Origin of the sequence: Mesorhizobium sp. M0088 (assembly GCF_040322895.1) — a bacterium.
Classification (GTDB): domain Bacteria; phylum Pseudomonadota; class Alphaproteobacteria; order Rhizobiales; family Rhizobiaceae; genus Mesorhizobium.
In genome coordinates, this window is record NZ_JAMYUI010000011.1 from 98,332 (window position 1) to 116,560 (window position 18,229).

Consider the following 18,229-nt stretch of genomic DNA (forward strand, 5'->3'; position numbering starts at 1 on the left):
CTTGTTGGGATGACCAAGCAAGTCGGAAGAGATGTGTGTGATCGCCGATTAACGTCAGCGTAACGAAGAAGCAGAGCCTGACGCTTCCCTGCCCTTGGAGCTTGGCACCGTTAAGCTTCCAGCAATGTCGCCAGCGGCAGCAAGAAATGCATCCATCTGCTCTTTTGTGCCGATGCTGACGCGGATGCAGTGTTCCAAGCCTTTGTCCGGAAAAAACGCGACAAGTATCTTTTGCCTTTCCAATGCTGCTTGCCACCATGAGCCGTCCTGTCCCGCGGGCACACGGGCCAGCAAGAAATTTGCGCGGGAGGGCGTTACGGAAAATCCGAGTTGCGACAGCGCGACTGTCACTCGCTCTCGTTCATCCTTGATGTGCTTGTGGTTCTCTGCGTAGGCGCCGCGATGCGCAAGCACGCTGATACCAACGGCATGCCCGATGACGTTCATGTTGAAGACGTTCTGGATGTTTCGCAGCCTGCCAATAATTTCAGGGTGACCGAAACCGAAACCGACGCGAATGCCGGCGGCGGCATAGCTTTTCGAGAATGACCTCAAGATCAGAACGTTCGGATACTGGTTGATGAGGCGCAGGCCATGATCGGGTGCAAAGTCGACGTAGGCTTCATCAAGGACAACCAAGCGGTCTGATTGTGCTACGAGGCGTTCGATATCGCTTATCGGGAGGAATGTTCCGGTCGGATTGTTTGGATTGGCCAACATAATGAACTTGGCGTCTTTTGCCGGACCGGAAAGCAATTGCTCCATTGGCAGGGAATGAGCTTGACATCCGATTTCGAGAAACTCGGCGCCCTGAATCATGGCAAGTTTGCGGTTGAACGAAAACCCTGGCGACATCATCGCAACCTTGTCGCCAGGCGCGAGGAAAGCTCTGTAGATCAGTCCGAGCAGTTCAGACGACCCGTTGCCTGCGATGACCTGATCCCTGGAAACGCCATAGGTGCTGGACGCCGCTTCCCTCAAGCTGATGTTATCGTCATCCGGATATAGATACTGGCACTTGAGGGCCGCCACTGCACTTTGCATTATGATTGGCGGCAACGGAAACGGGTTCTCATTCGTATTCAGCTTGACAAAATTTCCGTCCGGTGCTGGTCCGTTGGACGGCAGAGCATCTAACTGTCGCGTCACTGGCGGAAGAGCCGAAAGCACAGTTTGCAGTTTTGCATCGGACATATTTTAACTCCGTTTTAGTCACCAGGGGCATCCGTATGAGCTCGCAACGAGAGCAACATGGCGGACAGGATTGACGATGGAAGCGTTGCCTCTCACACGATGGTCGCAACGCAGACACGGGAATTCGGCCAGGCTGTCCTCGATGAATCGAGTGGAAGCGGACGCGGACCTGCATCGCTGCCGCAAGGCGCTAAGCAGCTCAGCTCATCTCCTCGGTTTCAGATACGCTTGATCTCGACGCCGTATTTCCTCAGCACGTAGCCAATCTGGCGCGGGGTCAGTCCAAGGAGGCGCGCTGCCTTTGCCTGCACCCAGCCACATCTTTCCATGGCAGCAATGACGCGCTCTATGTCGGGGGTCCTCGCACCAATTGGGTGTGTTGCGCCGGCACGCGGGACTGTGGTCGCGGCCGAACAGGCTGCCGCATCCGGCGGCGTGGCCGGATTCGCTGACTCCGGCAGGATCGGCGCTGGTTGCATCGCGGCCTTGCCCGATCTGCACTTCCACAGCGCCTCGGCAAAGCATTGGCCTTGGGAGCAGGCAAAGTCGTTTCTCCCGATTGATAGTCCCTCGGCCAGGATCGCTGTCCGGTGCACGCAATTTTCAAGCTCGCGAATGTTGCCGGGAAACTCACATTTCATCAGCACTTCAATCGCACACGGATCGAAGGTAAGCGTACAGCCGTTCTCGTCGTTGAACTTCTTGAGAAACTCAGCTGCGAGCAGCGGAATATCGCTGCGCCTCTGGCGCAATGCTGGTACCAGCAAGGGAACCACGTTGATGCGGTAGTATAGGTCGGCGCGGAACTCATTCCTTGCAACCGCCTCTTCCAGGTTCCTGTTCGTGGCGGCAATCACGCGAACATCGACCTTGATGGTCTGATTGCTGCCGACGCGCTCAAACTCCTGCTCCTGCAGCACGCGCAGCAGCTTTGCCTGGAACGAGGCCGAGATCTCGCCAATCTCATCCAGAAACAACGTCCCCTTGTCAGCGAGCTCAAAGCGCCCCTTGCGGGAATTGAATGCGCTTGTGAAGGCACCCTTCTCATGACCGAACAATTCGGATTCCAGGACTGTCTCTGGGAGCGCTGCACAATTGAGTTTAACGAAGGGCCGCTTGGCGCGCGGCGACAACTCGTGAATTGCCTTGGCAGCCAGCTCCTTCCCGGTACCGGACTCGCCTCGCAACAGAACCGTGGTTTTTGCCTTGGCTACGATCGCGATCTTCTCCAGCAGCGCGCTTATCGCCGGACTGTCACCAATCATCCCCTCGACATGAACCTTTTTGCGCCGGGGTGCAGGGTGCTTAACATCGGAAAATTTCGTCTGCAGCCGATCTTCCAACTCCGGCGGTCGCTCGCGGTCCCCCGCGCAGAAGCGGTGCAACTTGACTGTCTGTCCCACCATGTTGGCAATCATGGTGAGCAGTCGGACATCGTAATCGAGCCGATAGCTTGACCTGCTTTCCAAAGCCCTGTCCACAGTCAGCGCGCCTACGGCGTTCCCATCAACACGAATGGGAACGCCGATGAACGACACGGTGTCGGAGGCCCCAAGCACCTCAATGTCAGCGGCAGTGAAGGCCGGATGCATCGCTATGTCCTCGGCGATGAGCGGCGTGTCCGTCGTCACAATCTGATCGATGGCGTTGCGCGGCACGCGCGACCGGGAGGGCTCATTGCTGTTCGTGTCGCAGTCGCTGGCCACGGTGATGTCCAGTCCGGCCTCGGCATCGCAGAGAGTGATGATGCCGTGCCGCATCTGCACTAACGAGTGCAGGAGATCAACGACCTTGGCCAACGTGAGTTCGAGCCGGGCGGGACCGGTGAGTATTTTCGATATTTCGAAGATTCCGGTGAGGGCGCGCTCGTGCAATGCCCCATTCGCAGGATTCGTCTCGGACGTTGGACAACCCCTTATCGCATCCGGCAGCGATATGCCGCACTCGCTGGCATTTTGTTCTGATTTGCGAATGTTGTGGTGCATGTGATCCTCGATCTCGCGCCATCAAACGTAGGCCGGCGGCATGTGCGCCCGCGACGTCGCGAGCAAGCGCGAAAATACTCCGACGTGAACTCGTGCCGCCGCCGTTTGGTCGAGTGCAAAGCGGATCGAACCCTGATGCATCGCTTGGCTCTCCCCTCCACGAAGCTTGGCCATGGTCTCGGCTTGCACCAAGGCAACCACACGTTGTTTTCAACAGACTGGAGCGAGGCGGGATAGTCAATCGAGCTTTCTTTCATTCGTGAAAGGAAACCTCGCGGCATATGATAGAATTCATCAATTCTGTTTTTGCCGTTGAACGACGGAAATACTTGCGCCGGCGATGCGGTGCCCGAGCGGCTGACCGCGCCGAGTGTAAAAGCCGGGCCGTGCCATTCACCAGCGCCCGCGACGGAGGGGCGGAAGTGATAATAACCGCCAACGGCACTGGTCGTTTGCGGCAACCGCCATTTTGCTCGAGTTGATCATACGGCGGCGGTGTCGCGTGTGAAGGCGCGAAGCTGGCGTCGAGTACGGCTTGGTAGGCGGTGCTCGCAATTTCCAGATCGCATCGTCGTGGTCAGCGCCAAGGGCGTCAATCTCTACGTCTCGACGTGGCTTTCATGCAGCGGGAGCGCTGCAAAGAGCACAGCCATTCTCGGCTCTGATGCCACCGATGAACCGCGAGCCAGAGGGATCGACTGGCAGCACTCTGTCAGTGAACATCAACGGGTCGTGCTGGACCCTCGTCGTTCCCGCCTTGTGCCAGCGCATTCATTCCATCATGGGTGCCACGGCTAGTCAGGGAAAGCGAAGCTCTCGGCCTCCTCTAGACCAACGGATTTCGTCATGTGGCGCAGGCGTTCCGGCGAGAGGAACTCGCCTCTCACAGCGCTTCCGAACAGGGGTAAGTTAGCCTGTCATCTGGACGGGCTTATGAACAGGCGACCTATTTGGTACGCGCTGGCGCCAGCGATGCGGCCCGGTCCAAAGCCGGCTAAAACGAGGAACCCCACCACGCTCTGTGCAGCAAAACCGCTAGCCAGAGGGATCGACCGGCAGCACTCTGCCAGAGCCCATCAAGGGCGTGCCGGACCGCGGCCATCCCGCTGGTCTGACACCGCATTCCTCCATCATTGGCGAGCCCACGTCAGTTCAGGTCATGCGGATTCATCTGGCATGGGTATTGCGGCGGCGTTGGTGCAGCGTTCGACCGGAGCGCCGCGATAGGGAGAAGCCCGGGAGAAGTCACGCCACCTCGATCCGGTCAGGGAGAGAGAAACAGTGTCAGCTGCACAAGTCCGCGGCGCGAGTCCCGCGCCCCGCAAACCCTTCTACACCAAGCTCTACGCCCAGGTGCTTGCCGCCATCGCGCTCGGCGTCGCAATTGGCTATTTTTATCCGGAGACCGGCGAGAGCCTGAAGCCGCTGGGTGATGCCTTCATCAAGCTGGTCAAGATGATCATCGCGCCTGTCATCTTCCTGACAATTGCCACCGGCATTGCCGGCATGAACGATCTTCATAAGGTCGGCCGGGTCGCCGGTAAAGCAATGGTCTATTTCCTCACCTTCTCGACGCTCGCGCTGATCGTCGGCCTCATCGTCGCCAATGTCGTCCAGCCTGGCGCCGGCCTCAACATTGATCCGGCCTCGCTCGATGTCCAGGCCGTGAATACCTATGCCGCAAAAGCCAGCGAGCAGTCGGTCACCGGCTTTCTGATGAACATCATCCCGCCAACGATCGTCGGTGCCTTCGCGGAAGGCGACATCCTGCAGGTGCTGTTCTTCTCGGTTCTGTTCGGCATGGCGCTTGCGATGGCCGGCGAGCCGGGCAAGCCTGTCGTTTGCTTCCTTCAGGCGCTCATCGCGCCTGTCTTCAAGCTCGTTGGAATTCTGATGAAGGCCGCGCCGATCGGCGCTTTTGGCGCAATGGCCTTCACCATCGGCAGATATGGCATCGGTTCGGTGGTCAACCTCGCGATGCTGGTCGCGACGTTCTATTTCACCGCCTTCCTCTTCGTGTTCGGGGTTCTCGGCGCGGTCTGTCGCTACAACGGCTTCTCGATCTGTTCTCTCATTCGCTACATCAAGGAAGAGCTGCTGCTTGTCCTCGCAACGTCCTCCTCGGAGGCGGCGCTCCCTTCGCTGATGCAGAAAATGGAGAAGGCGGGCGCCAGGCGTTCGGTTGTGGGTCTCGTCATCCCGGCCGGATACTCATTCAATCTGGACGGCACGAATATCTACATGACGCTGGCGGCCCTCTTCATCGCGCAGGCGACGAACACGGATCTGTCCATCGGCGATCAGGTGCTGCTGCTGCTCGTAGCAATGCTTTCCTCCAAGGGCGCTGCAGGTGTCACAGGCGCGGGCTTCATCACCCTGGCGGCTACGCTCGCCGTAGTTCCGAGTGTTCCCGTTGCTGGGATGGCACTGATACTCGGCATCGACCGCTTCATGTCCGAATGCCGGGCGCTGACGAATTGCGTCGGCAACGCAGTGGCATCCCTCGTCGTCGCCCGCTGGGAAGGAGAATTGGACCGAGCACAGATGAAAGCCGCCTTCTGCGGTCATCAGCTTGCCAAGGCATCAAACCGGCTACCCTCCTCCAAGTAAGGTGGGCGGTCCACGACCTGTTAAGTCGCCTAGCTGGTCACATGAACTGAACGACCGACCCGCAGCCTCTAAACGGCTCCTCACGGACCATGTAGCCGAAGCGCTAAATGTGTGAGTGCAAACCGTCACCGCCCTTTAAGCGAATGAGCCTTTCAGTATACCCGGCCGGTTTACGTCTGGAATGATGTTCGTCCAACACGCTGTTGGCCGTTCGTATGGGACGTTTTCACTTTGCCACCCGAAACCGAAACCCGTTAGGCGACAGAGAGCCGGCCGGCGTCAAAAAGATCAGAATAGGACCTATGACCAAGCGCCCCACAATTGCCGATCTCGCCCGCGAAGCCCGAGTCAGCGTAGCAACGATCGATCGGGTTCTGAACGCCCGCCATCCGGTGCGCGAGGAGACCGCGCGGCGGGTCCACGACGCCGCCCACGCGATCGGCTATCATGCTGCCGGGCTAATCAAGCAGCGCTTGCGGCGAGACCTACCGCACTACCGTCTGGGCTTCATCTTGAGAAAACCGGCCCAGCATTTCTACCAAGATTTTGCGCGCGAGGTCGAAGCATCGGTCAATTTGGCCCAGTCCTTCCACGGCATTCCGCTCGTCGAATTCGCCCCGTCACATATGCCGAGCGACCTGATCGCGCGGCTCAAGGATTTGGGCGCACGCTGCCATGCGATCGCGATGGTGGCACCGGACCACCCGAAAATTACAGCAGCGGTTGAGGACCTCAAGGCCAAAGGCATTCCGGTTTTCTCGCTGCTTTCCGACTTCGCCGCCGGCGTGCGACAGGGGTATATCGGCCTTAACAACCGCAAGGTGGGGCGCACGGCCGCTTGGATGGTGTCGAAGGTCGCAAAACGGCCCGGCAAAGTGGCGGTTTTTGTCGGCAGCCATCGTTTCCAGGGGCACGAGCTCCGTGACGTCGGCTTTCGCTCCTATTGCCGTGAGAACGCGCCCACGTTCGAGGTGCTGGATCCTGTCATGAACCTCGAGAAACGGCAGATCACCTACGAGGCAACGCTTGATCTCATGCAGCGAGAGCCCGAGCTCGTCGGCTTCTATGTCGCCGGCGGCGGCATGGAGGGCGCCATCTCCGCGCTCCGAGAAGAGGGCAAAAGTCGCGATCTCGTCGCGATCGTGAATGAAATCACGCCGGAGTCTCGGGCGGCGCTCGCAGATAATATCGTCACGATGGCGGTCGCCACGCCAATGCGCCGACTTTGCCGGGAGCTGATAACGCTGATGACGCGGGCTATCGAGACCGGCACCGCTGAAACACCCGGACAGACATTTCTCCCGTTCGACATCCATCTGCCGGAAAATATATGAAACTCATGGACTCTATCGTGAGCGGGGAGTTTCCTTTCATAAACGAGAGAAAGTTGAATGATGATCCCATCCCGCGGGGTGGCCGCACCCACGGACCTCAGCCGGGCAGAATGTAGCGCCGATTAGATGAACGGATCGGCCACGCGTTCAGGCAGAAGCGCGGGGTCAATTGCCTGGGTCCGCAGCGTCAAGCTCGACCGGCTTCATTGCCAAGTGCCCGACTTTCTCGGTGCAGGGGACTGTCGTCGACGCCAGTAGCCGAGCGAGGCTGGCACAGATGATCGACCACGTGGACCGCCATCTCCTCGCCTGGCCGCGCGTGAAAAGCCGCGGCAAGGCCTGCGACGTTGGCATTTAAGTGGGGCTGAGCATCTTCTGGGACTCCGCAAGCAAAATCGGAGGCGGCAGTCAATTCAGTAGCAACCCCGGGCGTGTGTTCTGCTCGTTCCTGGCCCTCGTACTTGACAATCAACTGCGCCGCTCTGCTGGGCAAAGGCCCGGTGTTTAAGTGGGGCTTAACATCTTCCGGGACTTCGCACGCGAAATCGAGGTGGCAGTCGGTACCAACAACCGCAAGGTCGGATCGGCGTGCCCGAGACGCTCATTGATTTCAGGCAAAGGCGCCAGGCTAGATGCCTCCTGCAACATCATTTCCCGCATCCACATGCTTGCCGGATCAGTATTGTGAAGCTCAGGCCATTGGACGGCCTCCGTGAATGCGGGAGGAGGAAGTGGCGGCGGAAGTTGGACAATCCGCAGGGGTGTTGTTTTTGCGAAATGCTGCGCCAGCCGTAAGGGCATGGTCCCGATGCGGTTGCTGCCTGACAGGACGGGCGCGATCAGGCTAAAGCCCTGTACGACGACCTCGACACGTCTCTCGAAACCGTGCTCGAGCAAATACCATTCCTCCATGGTGGGCTGCCGGGTGTGCCTGAATTTGAGCACGACATGCCCCATGGACAAGTATCGCTCGAATGTAAGTGGCTCTGACAGCTGCTTGTTCGTGCCGCAGCCTACGCATACGAGCATATCTTCGAACAGGACTGCTCGAGGATGTTTCGACATGAACACTTCCGGCATAATCAGAAAATCAAGGTCGCCGCGCCGGAGAAGCTCCTCGGGGTCGTCGCAAATAGGCAGACATTCAAAGCGAACGGCGGGAGCTTCCCGCGCAGCACGCTCTACGATCTTCTTAAAAAATACGAGCGTGATGTAATCGGAAAGCATCATTCGGAAGAGACGATCCGATTGCGCTGGGTTGAAAGCGTCGGAGGAAATAATCGATAGCTGGATGTGCAGCAATGCCTCCCGGACTGCTGTGGCGAGCCCGTCGGCGCGCGGTGTCAAAATGAGCTCGCGGCCGTTCATCGTAAATAGCTCATCGTTGAAGTAGGCGCGTAACCGAGCAACGGCGGCGCTCATGGCCGGCTGGCTCAGGTTGATACTGCGAGCCGCGGCAGTGACTTTACGCTCCCTCATCAGAGCGTCCAGCACAACGAGGAGATTTAGATCGAGTCCCTTGAAACGCATGTCATGTTCTATCCAACGCGTGGATGCGTATCATTCAAACAATCAATTTTACGAATTTACGAGCCATGCATTAGAGGAACGTTAATGAGCGACGTCAAGCTCAAATCGACGACACGGGCCGTAACTTCGAGAGAGCGTCTGGCTCACCTTCGCCAACGACAACGGCTGAATGCAGCCAACAGCGCCGCTTTAATCGGGTAATGCGGCCGCAAAAAACTAATATGAAGAGAGGTCCTGAATGCGCCATCAGGTGCAGTGGAAGTTGTGCTGGGAAAACGAATTGCAGCTCTCCGATCACGTTGAGCTCGCCGAGTTCTTTCGTGATACGTACGGGCCGACTGGGGCGTCCAACGCAGAACCGTTCGAAGGTAGTCGAAGCTGGGCCGGAGCCAGGCCTGAACTCCGCGTGATCGCCTATGATTCAAGTGGTGTAGCGGCTCACATGGGCATACTGCGCCGTTTCATCAAGGTTGACGCGGTCGACCTGTTGGTGGCTGAGCTGGGCCTGTACGGGGTACGCCCGGACCTTGAGGGTCTCGGAATCGCCCATTCAATCCATGTCATGCTTCCAATACTGCAGGAGCTTGGCGTTCCATTCGCTTTCGGAACGGTCCGGGACGCGCTGCGGAATCATGTTGAGAGGTTCGGGCGGCGATACAGGCCTTTGGCCGTTTTGTCGGGAATTCGCGTGCGCTCCACCCGACCAGAGGCCCGCCTCGACCTGCCGCCCACACGCATCGATGACGCACTCACCATTGTTCTGCCGGTTGGACGGCCGATCAGCGAATGGCCCACGGGCACGATGATAGATCGGAACGGACCAGAGCTATGAGCCGTCCCGATTGCTTGTACGAAGTGCGCCGTGAGTGCTCTGACGGCACCGGCCGTCGCAGCGTTTATCTGACGTTTGACGACGGTCCCAATCGACTTTTCACACCGGAGATTCTCGATGTGCTGGCAGAGCAGCGGGTGCCGGCGACTTTCTTCGTCATCGGCGCCTACGCCTTAGAGCACCCAGATCTAATCCAACGGATGATCGCAGAAGGGCACGAGGTAGGCAACCACACGATGTCTCATCCGGATTTGTACCAATGCGGTTTCGGCGAAGTGCAACGTGAGGTCTTTGAAGCGAACGACGCCATCATGAGAGCGTGCCCGCAGGCCTCCGTGCGCTATGTTCGCGCGCCCTACGGCGCCTGGAGTGAAGAAGTCTTCACAGCGTCACAGATCGCCGGGCTGGCGGCCCTCCATTGGTCCGTCGACCCTCGAGATTGGTCTCGCCCTGGGGTCGACGCGATTATCGATAAAGTGCTCGCCTCTGTCCGGCCGGGCGCAATCGTACTCTTGCACGACGGATGCCCTCCCGGCGAGTTGGGCCGGGGCGCTCACGCCGGTCTGCGCGACCAGACGGTCACGGCGCTGTCCCGGCTGATTCCAGCATTGCGTGAGCGCGGATTTGTAATCCGCTCACTTCCTCAACATCACTGAACAAACGAGATCCCATGACTCTTCTTGGTACAACCAGCACTGTGGCCATATCGCTTTATGCGCTGCTCTCGACTGCTTATAAGAGCATGCAGGGGCTTTATGCTCTGCCGACAAACGACCCATCGGCGTTGGAGGTTCTCGTCGGCTCCGATCAACTGCCCAGCGTGGATGTCATCGTCCCCTGCTTCAACGAGGATCCGCGCACGCTTTCAGAGTGCCTGGCTTCCATTGCCGACCAAGAATACGCCGGAAGACTTCGGGTCTATGTGGTTGATGACGGTTCTGGAAATCGCGAAGCCTTAGGAACTGTCCACGAAACCTACGCGCGCGACCCTAGGTTCGACATCATTTTGCTTCCCGAGAATGTTGGAAAGCGCAAGGCGCAGATCGCCGCGATACGCCGCTCATCAGGGGATCTGGTGCTTAACGTTGATTCAGACACGTTACTCGCGTCCGACGTCATTGCCAAGCTTGTACCGAAGATGCGAGATTCAGCGGTCGGCGCAGTCATGGGTCAGTTGACGGCCAGTAACCGGACCGAGAGCTGGCTGACCAGGCTGATAGACATGGAGTACTGGCTGGCTTGCAACGAGGAGCGCGCGGCGCAGGCTCGCTTCGGTGCTGTTATGTGCTGTTGCGGCCCATGTGCCATGTACCGCCGGTCTGCGCTCCTTTTGTTACTGGACCAGTACGAGTCGCAGTTTTTTCGGGGCAAGCCAAGCGACTTCGGTGAGGATCGCCATCTTACTATCCTGATGCTGAAAGCAGGCTTTCGAACCGAGTACGTTCCGAGCGCCATCGCGGCCACAGTCGTCCCGAACAGACTAGGACCGTATCTGCGCCAACAACTCCGTTGGGCACGAAGCACATTCCGGGACACGCTGCTTGGGCTGCGCTTGCTGCCCAGCCTGAATAGCTATCTCACGTTGGACGTGGTCGGACAGAATCTCGGCGCGCTACTCCTCGCCATATCGGTATTAACGGGCCTCGCACATTTCGCACTGACAGGCTCTGTGCCTTGGTGGACAGGACTGATGATTGTGTCCATGACCCTGCTCCGATGCAGCGTGGTAGCATTTCGTGCCCGACAGTTTCGATTTCTGGGCTTTTCGCTGCACACGTTCATCAACATCTTTCTCTTGCTTCCGTTGAAAGCCTACGCGCTGTGTACATTGAGCAATAGCGATTGGCTGTCGCGAGGCTCTGCTGTCGCTACATCGAACACTGGGGGAAAACAGGCCCCCACCCAAACTCCGATCACTGGTTCCAGCAGGGCAGAATTCTCGCCGCATGCGGCTCCGCTTCGCAGGCTCAATCTTGCGCGGGATTCTTCGGAATTAGTGCTGTCGGGCAACATTTGCGGCGACGAGTGATCGCTAATTACCTAGTGGACGAGAGGTGCACGAGTTTGACCCAGAACGTGAATCATCAGTTGCTTGATCGGGAATTGGCCGCAGACGATCCGTGGCTTCTCGACGGCAATCCGTTCGAGCGGAAGCGCCACACGCAAATGCTCCAGCTGGCGCTTGCCCAAGGCTCCATTTCAAATGCCCTCGAAGTCGGGTGCGCTGCCGGCGCATTCACGGAAAAACTAGCCCCCTACTGCCAAGGGCTCACCGTCATCGATGTCGTGGCGCAAGCGATTGCTCGAGCACGTCAACGGATAAACGAGCCGTCGCGCATCAACTGGATAGTCTCCGATGTTCAACAGTTTTCGACCGACGAGTTGTTTGACCTGATCGTTGTGGCGGAGGTCCTCTACTATCTCGAAGACATAGCCGAGATGCGCGAGGCCGTCAAAAACCTGGTGCGGGTGCTTGCGCCTGGCGGGCATCTGATCTTCGGATCGGCAAGGGATGCTAATTGCCGTCGCTGGGGTCACGCCGCTGGTGCTGAGCCGGTCATCGCCATGCTGAACGAAACGTTGATCGAGGTAGAGCGTCTTGAGTGTCGGGGCGAGTCGGTCAACGAAGACTGCTTGCTCGTCCGTTTCCGAAACCCGCTTTCCGCTTCCTGATGAATCGAATCTATCGCCGTTAACCTGGAGACACTATGCGCATCTTTGGTATCAAGCTGACCCATGATGGGGCGATCGCCCTGGTCGAGGATGGACGGCTCGTCTTCTGCGTTGACCAGGAAAAGCGGCACAACGATCCGCGTTACCAAGCCATCGATAATTTATACGCAATTGTCGCCGCTTTACCGGAACAGGGGCTAAATCCTTGTGATGTCGATCAGTTCGTTATCGACGGCTGGGATGGCGAAGACGAGTCACAGTTTCAGGTCCGGCAGGCAACCAAGCAACCGGCAGTCTTGGCGTCCCTCTCGGTAAAATGAACCCATGTCCATGGTAGCGATCGATCTTACTGACGTAAGCAAAACTTATGACAAGCTCGTTGTCGACAGACTGTCGTTCCGCGTTGCGGCGGGGGAATGCTTCGGGCTCTTGGGACCGAACGGCGCGGGCAAAAGCACGATTGCGCGTATGGTCCTCGGCATGACATCGCCCGATGCGGGGAAGATTACTGTGCTCGGCGTTCCAGTGCCGGCGCGCGCGCGTTTGGCACGTATGCGCATCGGCGTGGTCCCGCAGTTCGACAATCTTGATACCACGTTCACTGTACGCGAGAACCTGTTGGTGTTCGGGCGCTACTTCCGGATGAGCAGACGCCAGATCGATGCGGTCATACCATCGCTGCTTGAGTTCGCCCGCCTCGAGAACAAAGCGGATGCGCGCGTCGCCGAACTGTCCGGCGGCATGAAGCGGCGCCTGACGCTCGCGCGTGCGCTGATCAATGACCCGCACTTGCTGGTGATGGACGAGCCGACCACCGGCCTCGATCCGCAGGCCCGCCACCTGATCTGGGAACGGCTGCGATCGCTGCTGGCGCGGGGCAAGACTATTCTTTTGACTACCCATTTCATGGAAGAGGCCGAGCGGCTGTGCGATCGGCTGTGCGTTATGGAGGAGGGGCGCAAGATCGCCGAAGGCCGCCCGTCCGCACTCATTGACGAGCAGATCGGCTGTGACGTGGTCGAGGTCTACGGCGGCAATCCGCATGAACTGGGTGCGCTGATCCGGCCGTACGCACAGCGCATTGAGGTGAGCGGTGAGACGCTTTTTTGCTATGCACCCGATCCGGAGCAGGTGCTGGCGCAGCTACGCGGGCGCGCGGGTCTACGCCTTCTGCAGCGTCCTCCCAATCTCGAGGATGTGTTTTTGCGGCTAACCGGGCGCGAGATGGAGGACTGAACAATGGGCGAACGTTATGCGGCGGGCATGCCCGCCAATGCGTGGAATTGGGTCGCGGTTTGGCGCCGCAACTATCTTGGATGGAAGAAAATCGGGCTTGCATCGGTGCTCGGCAACCTCGCCGATCCGATGATCTATCTGTTCGGTCTCGGCTTTGGAATCGGAACAATGATAGGTCCTGTTGAGGGCACTTCGTACATTGCGTTTCTCGCGGCTGGCATGGTTGCCACAAGCGCGATGGCATCGGCGACTGCTGAAACGGTTTACGGGAGTTTCGGCCGCATGGGCGACCAGCGCACCTGGGAAGGAATGCTATGCACTCAGCTGACGCTCGGCGATATCTTACTCGGCGAATTGGCGTGGGCAGCCACCAAGGCCCTGATGGCGGGCACAGCAATCACTATTGTTGCGACCACGCTAGGCTACGCATCGTGGCCATCCATCCTCTGCTTGCTGCCAGTCATCGCTCTCAGTGGCCTCGCCTTCGCGAGTCTAGCGATGGTCGTCACGGCGCTTGCGCCCAGTTATGAATATTTCATATTTTATAATACGCTTGTTATAACGCCCATGCTGTTCCTTTGCGGCGCGATGTTTCCGGTCAACCAATTGCCCGGCGCTTTTCAGGACGTCGCCTCCTTGTTGCCGCTCGCACATGCAATTGACCTCATTCGTCCGGCGATGCTTGGCCGTCCCGCCGGCAGCATGGGCCTGCATATCGGCGCGCTTTGCATATACACGGTTTTGCCGTTCTTCCTATCGGTTGCTCTGTTTCGTCGTCGGCTGATGCGTTGACGCTCTCACCATTCGTGAAATTGATTGTTTTGGCGATACCCATCCACGTGTCGGATAGGTCAATGCATGCGTTTTAAGGGACTCGATCTAAATCTCCTCGTTGTGCTGGACGCTTTGATCAGGGAGCGTAAAGTCACCGCCGCAGCCCGCAGTATTAACCTGAGTCAGCCGGCCATGAGCGCCGCCGTCGGTCGGTTACGCGCCTATTTCAGCGATGAGCTATTTACGATGAACGGCCGCGAACTCATTTTGACACCGCGCGCGGAGGGGCTCGCCACAGCAGTCCGGGAGGCATTGCTGCACATCCAGCTGTCGATTATTTCCTGGGACCCCTTTAACCCGGTCGGATCGGATCGTCGCTTCCGCATCATCCTTTCCGATTACCTCACACTCGTATTTTTTAAGAAGATCGTAAAGCGTGCTGCGCGGGAAGCTCCCGCCGTCCGCTTCGAATGTCTGCCTATTTCCGACGACCCCGAGGAGCTTCTCCGGCGCGGCGACGTTGATTTTCTGATTATGCCGGAAGTGTTCATGTCGAAACATCCTCGCGCAGCCCTGTTCGAAGATATGCTCGTATGCGTAGGCTGCGGCACGAACAAGCAGCTGTCAGAGCCACTTACATTCGACCGATACTTGTCGATGGGGCAGGTTGTGCTTAAATTCGGGGACACCCGGCAGCCCTCCATCGAGGAATGGTATTTGCTCGAGAACGGTTTCGAGAGACGTATCGAGGTCGTCGTACACGGCTTTAGCATGATCCCGCCCCTTCTATCAGGCACCAGCCGCATCGGGACTATGCCGTTGCGGCTGGCGCAGCATTTCGCGAAATTAACACCCTTGCGGATTGTCGAACTTCCGCCGCCACTTCCTGCCGCATTCACGGAGGCCGTCCAATGGCCTGCGCTTCACAATAATGATCCGGCAAGCCTATGGATGCGGGAAATGATGTTGCAGGAGGCATCTCGTATGATTGCCCTGCCTAATAGCACCGGACGTCTCAGTTGTCGGCCGAATTGAGAAACTGACCCCTCGGTTATGAGAGGAGGCATGGATGGCGATTGGGATTGGGCGATTCCTGCATTGTCGAGAACGATGCAGGGAGAGCAGATCCTTCAGCCTGAAGAGGTGGCAGCGATGCTGCGGCGGCATGAGGTTGGCGGGGAACCGACGGGCGAAGGAATTCGGGTGCGCGCGCAACACCGTGCATCGGCATCTAAGCGAGGGCGGGACTGTTCCGTTTCGCAAGCCCCTGCGGCCGACGGCGTTTGACGGACTGGACGATTGGCTGCGGGAGCGCTTCTTCCCCCATGGGTCGAGCCGGATGACGATCTCGACCCGCTCCAGATGCACCGGGAACGCCTTGCGCGGTCGCGCAGCACGTCGCGGCTCGCCTGTCGGTCTTGCGGCCTTGCGGCCTCGAGTTCGGACTCAATCGCGCCGAGCCCGGTCTGGATTCGAAGGCGAAGGCCTGCTGGGCACGTTCGAGCTTCTCGGAGCTGCGACCGAAGCGCCGCGCTCCAGCTGCTTGACGATCCCTGAAGGTCGGCGAGCCTCTCCTGGGCACGCTCGTTGAGTGTCGCCATCCGGACGATCTCGGCCTTGAGTGTTCGCTCCGGAGTTGTTGCAGTTCGGCCTTCTCCGCCGCCATGGGGACGAATATCGCCTTGAGCGGAACGATTTCGTGGAGACGGGCCAAAGCGCTTCTCTACATGACGCCGACAAAAGCTTATTTTGCACGGCCAGAGGCCCGCCTTTTGCGCCTGAGTCACTTCGCCACGGCCTATCCGGCCGACGTCGGACGCCGTCTCCGTTCGGCTTAAGCGCGCCAGTCCATGCCTTCGACGAGCGCCATCAGTTGGGCGCGGCAAGCCGGATCACGCCGTTCTCCACCCGCGGCCAGCGGAACTTGTCCTCGTCCAGCGAGGCGCAGGTCGGGGAGTATGGTGAGCGCAAGGTGGCGGCTGAACAGGAACTGCGACGGATCGATATCGTCGCGCCGCAGTCAGGCACCATTCAACAACTCGCAGTTCATACGCTCGGCGGAGTGATTACGCCCGCCGATCCGATCATGATAATCGTGCCGGAAGGCGACGATCTTGCGCTGGAAGTACGGATCACCCCGAAGGACATCGACCAAATCCAGCTTGGTCACAAGGCCGTGCTGCGGATGTCAGCCTTCAATCTGAGAACCACGCCGGAATTGAACGGATATGTCAGCCGGATCGCAGCCGATCTGGCGACGGACGAAAAAAACGGCATTTCGTATTACCTGGTGCGTCTATCGGTTCCGCATGCGGAACTGACGAAGCTCAAGGACCTGACGCTCGTGCCCGGCATGCCGGCCGAAGCGATGGTCCAGACGGGCGAGCCTAGGGCGCTTTCCTATTTTGTGAAGCCGCTGTCGGACCAAATCAGTCGGGCATTCCACGAGTAATGAAAGTAATTCTGTTAGCTTGGCGTAGGCCGCGTCGCGTAGAGCCCGTGCGGCCGACGTGCGGAAGCTGTCGTTCCGAGATCCTTGAACTCTCGGCTCGCGCGAACGCGCTCCCTAATGTTCCATTGCTCGCAATGGGCAGTGCTGGCGAGATACTCGGCAACACAGCCCTATGCCTGTTCTTCCGAGGCCGGCTTGACGGTGAGCGAATGCGTAACGCAGCTGTGAGGACCCGTCAGTTGTCGTTTCAGCTCGGCTTCGGTCAACTTCGACAGCCTGTCGGCGAAAGGCGCTATCACGAGACCATTGGCGGCAAATTGCCCTCCCCTTGTTGCGCGGTAGCAGCATGCGTGTCGGGGAAGGAACCGTCTCCGGCCCCCATTCATCGCTGAGCCGCGCCGTACCCGCCGCCACCGGAACTTGTCCACGTCCAGCGCTTACGGTGCGGGTATGCCGGCGTCGAGCAAACAGAGAGAGGTTTGGGCCCAACCAGGGCGGCCGGTTACCAAGTTTTCCTCGTCCGCTTGAGTGTGAATGTTCGGGTCGATCGTCTGGGCGCGTCCCCGCCGCCTGCGAGCCCGCTACTGCTCAGCGGAAGGGCGAAGTGAACGTGAATGCATCCATTTCGTAAATGTGTGTCTATCCAAGCAATCGATTTCTCTAATTACCCGATGAGCAATATGAACGCGTCAGGCAGGGTGCATCATTAGGAGTATTTTTCGATGGCAAACATTATCGAGGGTAGCCCGGATGCCGAAACACTCCTCGGCACCAAGGGTGAAGATTGGATGGAGGGTTTCCAGGGCGGTGACTGGATTGACGGTCGTGGCGGCAACGACGAGATCTCGGCTGGCCCGGGCAGTGACCGAGCCCTTGGCGGCGAGGGTAACGACCGCATCTTCGGCGGAGATGGCTGGGACGATCTCTCCGGCGACAACGGCCGCTTCAACGCGCGCGTCTCCGGTGAGGACAATGACAGGCTCAGCGGCGGTCCCGGCCAGGATGTCCTCTACGTGGGTGACGGCCAGGATACGTTGACCGGGGGCACCGACAATGACACGTTCGTGTTCCAGTTCCACAATCCGGTGCCTGGGGTCGATCCGAGTGTCGGGTCGAAGCCGGACATTACCACTATCACCGATTTCAACCCGGCGGAGGACAAGTTCGCCTTCGATGCGGTGGGCCTCTACAACGACGGTTTTGGCGCGAACTTCGTCAACAACGCCAGCATACAGTCCGGCTACCCGGTGAGCAGCTTCTACAGTGGCGCGGCCTCGGGTGCGAACGGCGAACATGTCGTGGTAATCACTGGCGAATCTTTCAACTCTGCTAATGAGGCAGCGAGTGCGATCTCCGGCGAGCACGCCGGCGACATCATTGTCTACCAAAGCAGCTACACCGACAGAGTCGCAACTCTGGCCTATGTCACCGCCGACGGCAGCGCGCACGAGTTCGCCCACCTGGGCGGTGTGGTCACCGTGGCCGACCTAGGCCTGACCGCGTCGGACTTCACCTTCGTTTGATCCAGAAAAACGATACGGAACAGCGCCCCGCCCCCTGGGCGGGCGCTTTCCGTCTCCGCTACTTGCGATGGGCCGGGGCGCCGGGA

14 protein-coding genes and 2 pseudogenes are annotated in these 18,229 nt (G+C 58.9%); 13 read left to right on the forward strand and 3 right to left on the reverse strand.

From position 1 onward, the window contains the following. Positions 1–54: 54 nt before the first annotated feature. The gene (gene hisC, locus NKJ67_RS15095) at positions 55–1,194 is read right to left on the reverse strand and encodes a histidinol-phosphate transaminase (protein ID WP_352441435.1); all 1,140 of its coding nucleotides are present in this window, start codon (positions 1,192–1,194) and stop codon (positions 55–57) included. Between the two features lie 218 nt (positions 1,195–1,412). After that, positions 1,413–3,179, reverse strand: a complete 1,767-nt coding sequence (gene nifA, locus NKJ67_RS15100) for a nif-specific transcriptional activator NifA (protein WP_050591526.1) — start codon at positions 3,177–3,179, stop codon at positions 1,413–1,415. Between the two features lie 1,281 nt (positions 3,180–4,460). Here nifA and NKJ67_RS15105 point away from each other — a divergent pair. After that, positions 4,461–5,789: a dicarboxylate/amino acid:cation symporter gene (locus NKJ67_RS15105; RefSeq protein ID WP_023736285.1), complete on the forward strand. Its 1,329-nt coding sequence runs from the start codon at positions 4,461–4,463 to the stop codon at positions 5,787–5,789. 302 nt (positions 5,790–6,091) lie between these two features. Beyond that, positions 6,092–7,123: a LacI family DNA-binding transcriptional regulator gene (locus tag NKJ67_RS15110; protein WP_023736284.1), complete on the forward strand. Its 1,032-nt coding sequence runs from the start codon at positions 6,092–6,094 to the stop codon at positions 7,121–7,123. Between the two features lie 504 nt (positions 7,124–7,627). On the opposite strand, the gene NKJ67_RS15115 is transcribed toward NKJ67_RS15110, so the two are convergent. Continuing rightward, entirely contained in the window at positions 7,628–8,653 is a 1,026-nt protein-coding gene (locus NKJ67_RS15115; protein ID WP_023736282.1) for a LysR family transcriptional regulator, read from the reverse strand. A gap of 238 nt (positions 8,654–8,891) precedes the next feature. Between NKJ67_RS15115 and NKJ67_RS15120 the strand changes: the two genes are divergently transcribed. The 11 genes and pseudogenes from NKJ67_RS15120 (at position 8,892) to NKJ67_RS15170 (ending at position 18,143) form a co-directional block, all read left to right on the forward strand. Further along, complete coding sequence (locus NKJ67_RS15120; protein ID WP_023736281.1) at positions 8,892–9,485, forward strand: NodA family N-acyltransferase; 594 nt, start codon at positions 8,892–8,894, stop codon at positions 9,483–9,485. Next, positions 9,482–10,141, forward strand: coding sequence for a chitooligosaccharide deacetylase NodB (nodB, locus tag NKJ67_RS15125; protein ID WP_023766912.1), 660 nt, complete (start codon positions 9,482–9,484; stop codon positions 10,139–10,141). The genes NKJ67_RS15120 and nodB overlap by 4 nt, the downstream gene beginning before the upstream one ends. Positions 10,142–10,155: 14 nt before the next feature. After that, positions 10,156–11,514 carry a chitooligosaccharide synthase NodC gene (gene nodC / locus NKJ67_RS15130; RefSeq protein WP_352581813.1) on the forward strand — a complete coding sequence of 453 codons (1,359 nt, stop codon included), beginning with the start codon at positions 10,156–10,158 and terminating at the stop codon, positions 11,512–11,514. A gap of 35 nt (positions 11,515–11,549) precedes the next feature. After that, positions 11,550–12,158 (forward strand): nodulation methyltransferase NodS, encoded by a 609-nt coding sequence (gene nodS / locus NKJ67_RS15135; protein ID WP_023736278.1) that lies wholly within the window; start codon positions 11,550–11,552, stop codon positions 12,156–12,158. Positions 12,159–12,193: 35 nt separating this feature from the next. After that, entirely contained in the window at positions 12,194–12,478 is a 285-nt protein-coding gene (locus NKJ67_RS15140; protein ID WP_352581814.1) for a carbamoyltransferase N-terminal domain-containing protein, read from the forward strand. Between the two features lie 4 nt (positions 12,479–12,482). Beyond that, complete coding sequence (nodI, locus tag NKJ67_RS15145; protein ID WP_023766916.1) at positions 12,483–13,394, forward strand: nodulation factor ABC transporter ATP-binding protein NodI; 912 nt, start codon at positions 12,483–12,485, stop codon at positions 13,392–13,394. A gap of 3 nt (positions 13,395–13,397) precedes the next feature. Beyond that, on the forward strand, positions 13,398–14,186 hold the full coding sequence (locus NKJ67_RS15150; RefSeq protein ID WP_023736275.1) for an ABC transporter permease: 789 nt from the start codon (positions 13,398–13,400) through the stop codon (positions 14,184–14,186). Between the two features lie 66 nt (positions 14,187–14,252). Next, positions 14,253–15,203 (forward strand): LysR family transcriptional regulator, encoded by a 951-nt coding sequence (locus NKJ67_RS15155; RefSeq protein WP_023766917.1) that lies wholly within the window; start codon positions 14,253–14,255, stop codon positions 15,201–15,203. A gap of 30 nt (positions 15,204–15,233) precedes the next feature. Next, positions 15,234–15,495: pseudogene (locus tag NKJ67_RS15160) on the forward strand (hypothetical protein); the annotation flags it as partial. Between the two features lie 612 nt (positions 15,496–16,107). Then, positions 16,108–16,620, forward strand: a pseudogene (locus tag NKJ67_RS15165) (beta-barrel domain-containing protein); the annotation flags it as partial. A gap of 722 nt (positions 16,621–17,342) precedes the next feature. Further along, the gene (locus tag NKJ67_RS15170) at positions 17,343–18,143 is read left to right on the forward strand and encodes a calcium-binding protein (protein WP_023766920.1); all 801 of its coding nucleotides are present in this window, start codon (positions 17,343–17,345) and stop codon (positions 18,141–18,143) included. Positions 18,144–18,229 lie beyond the last annotated feature (86 nt).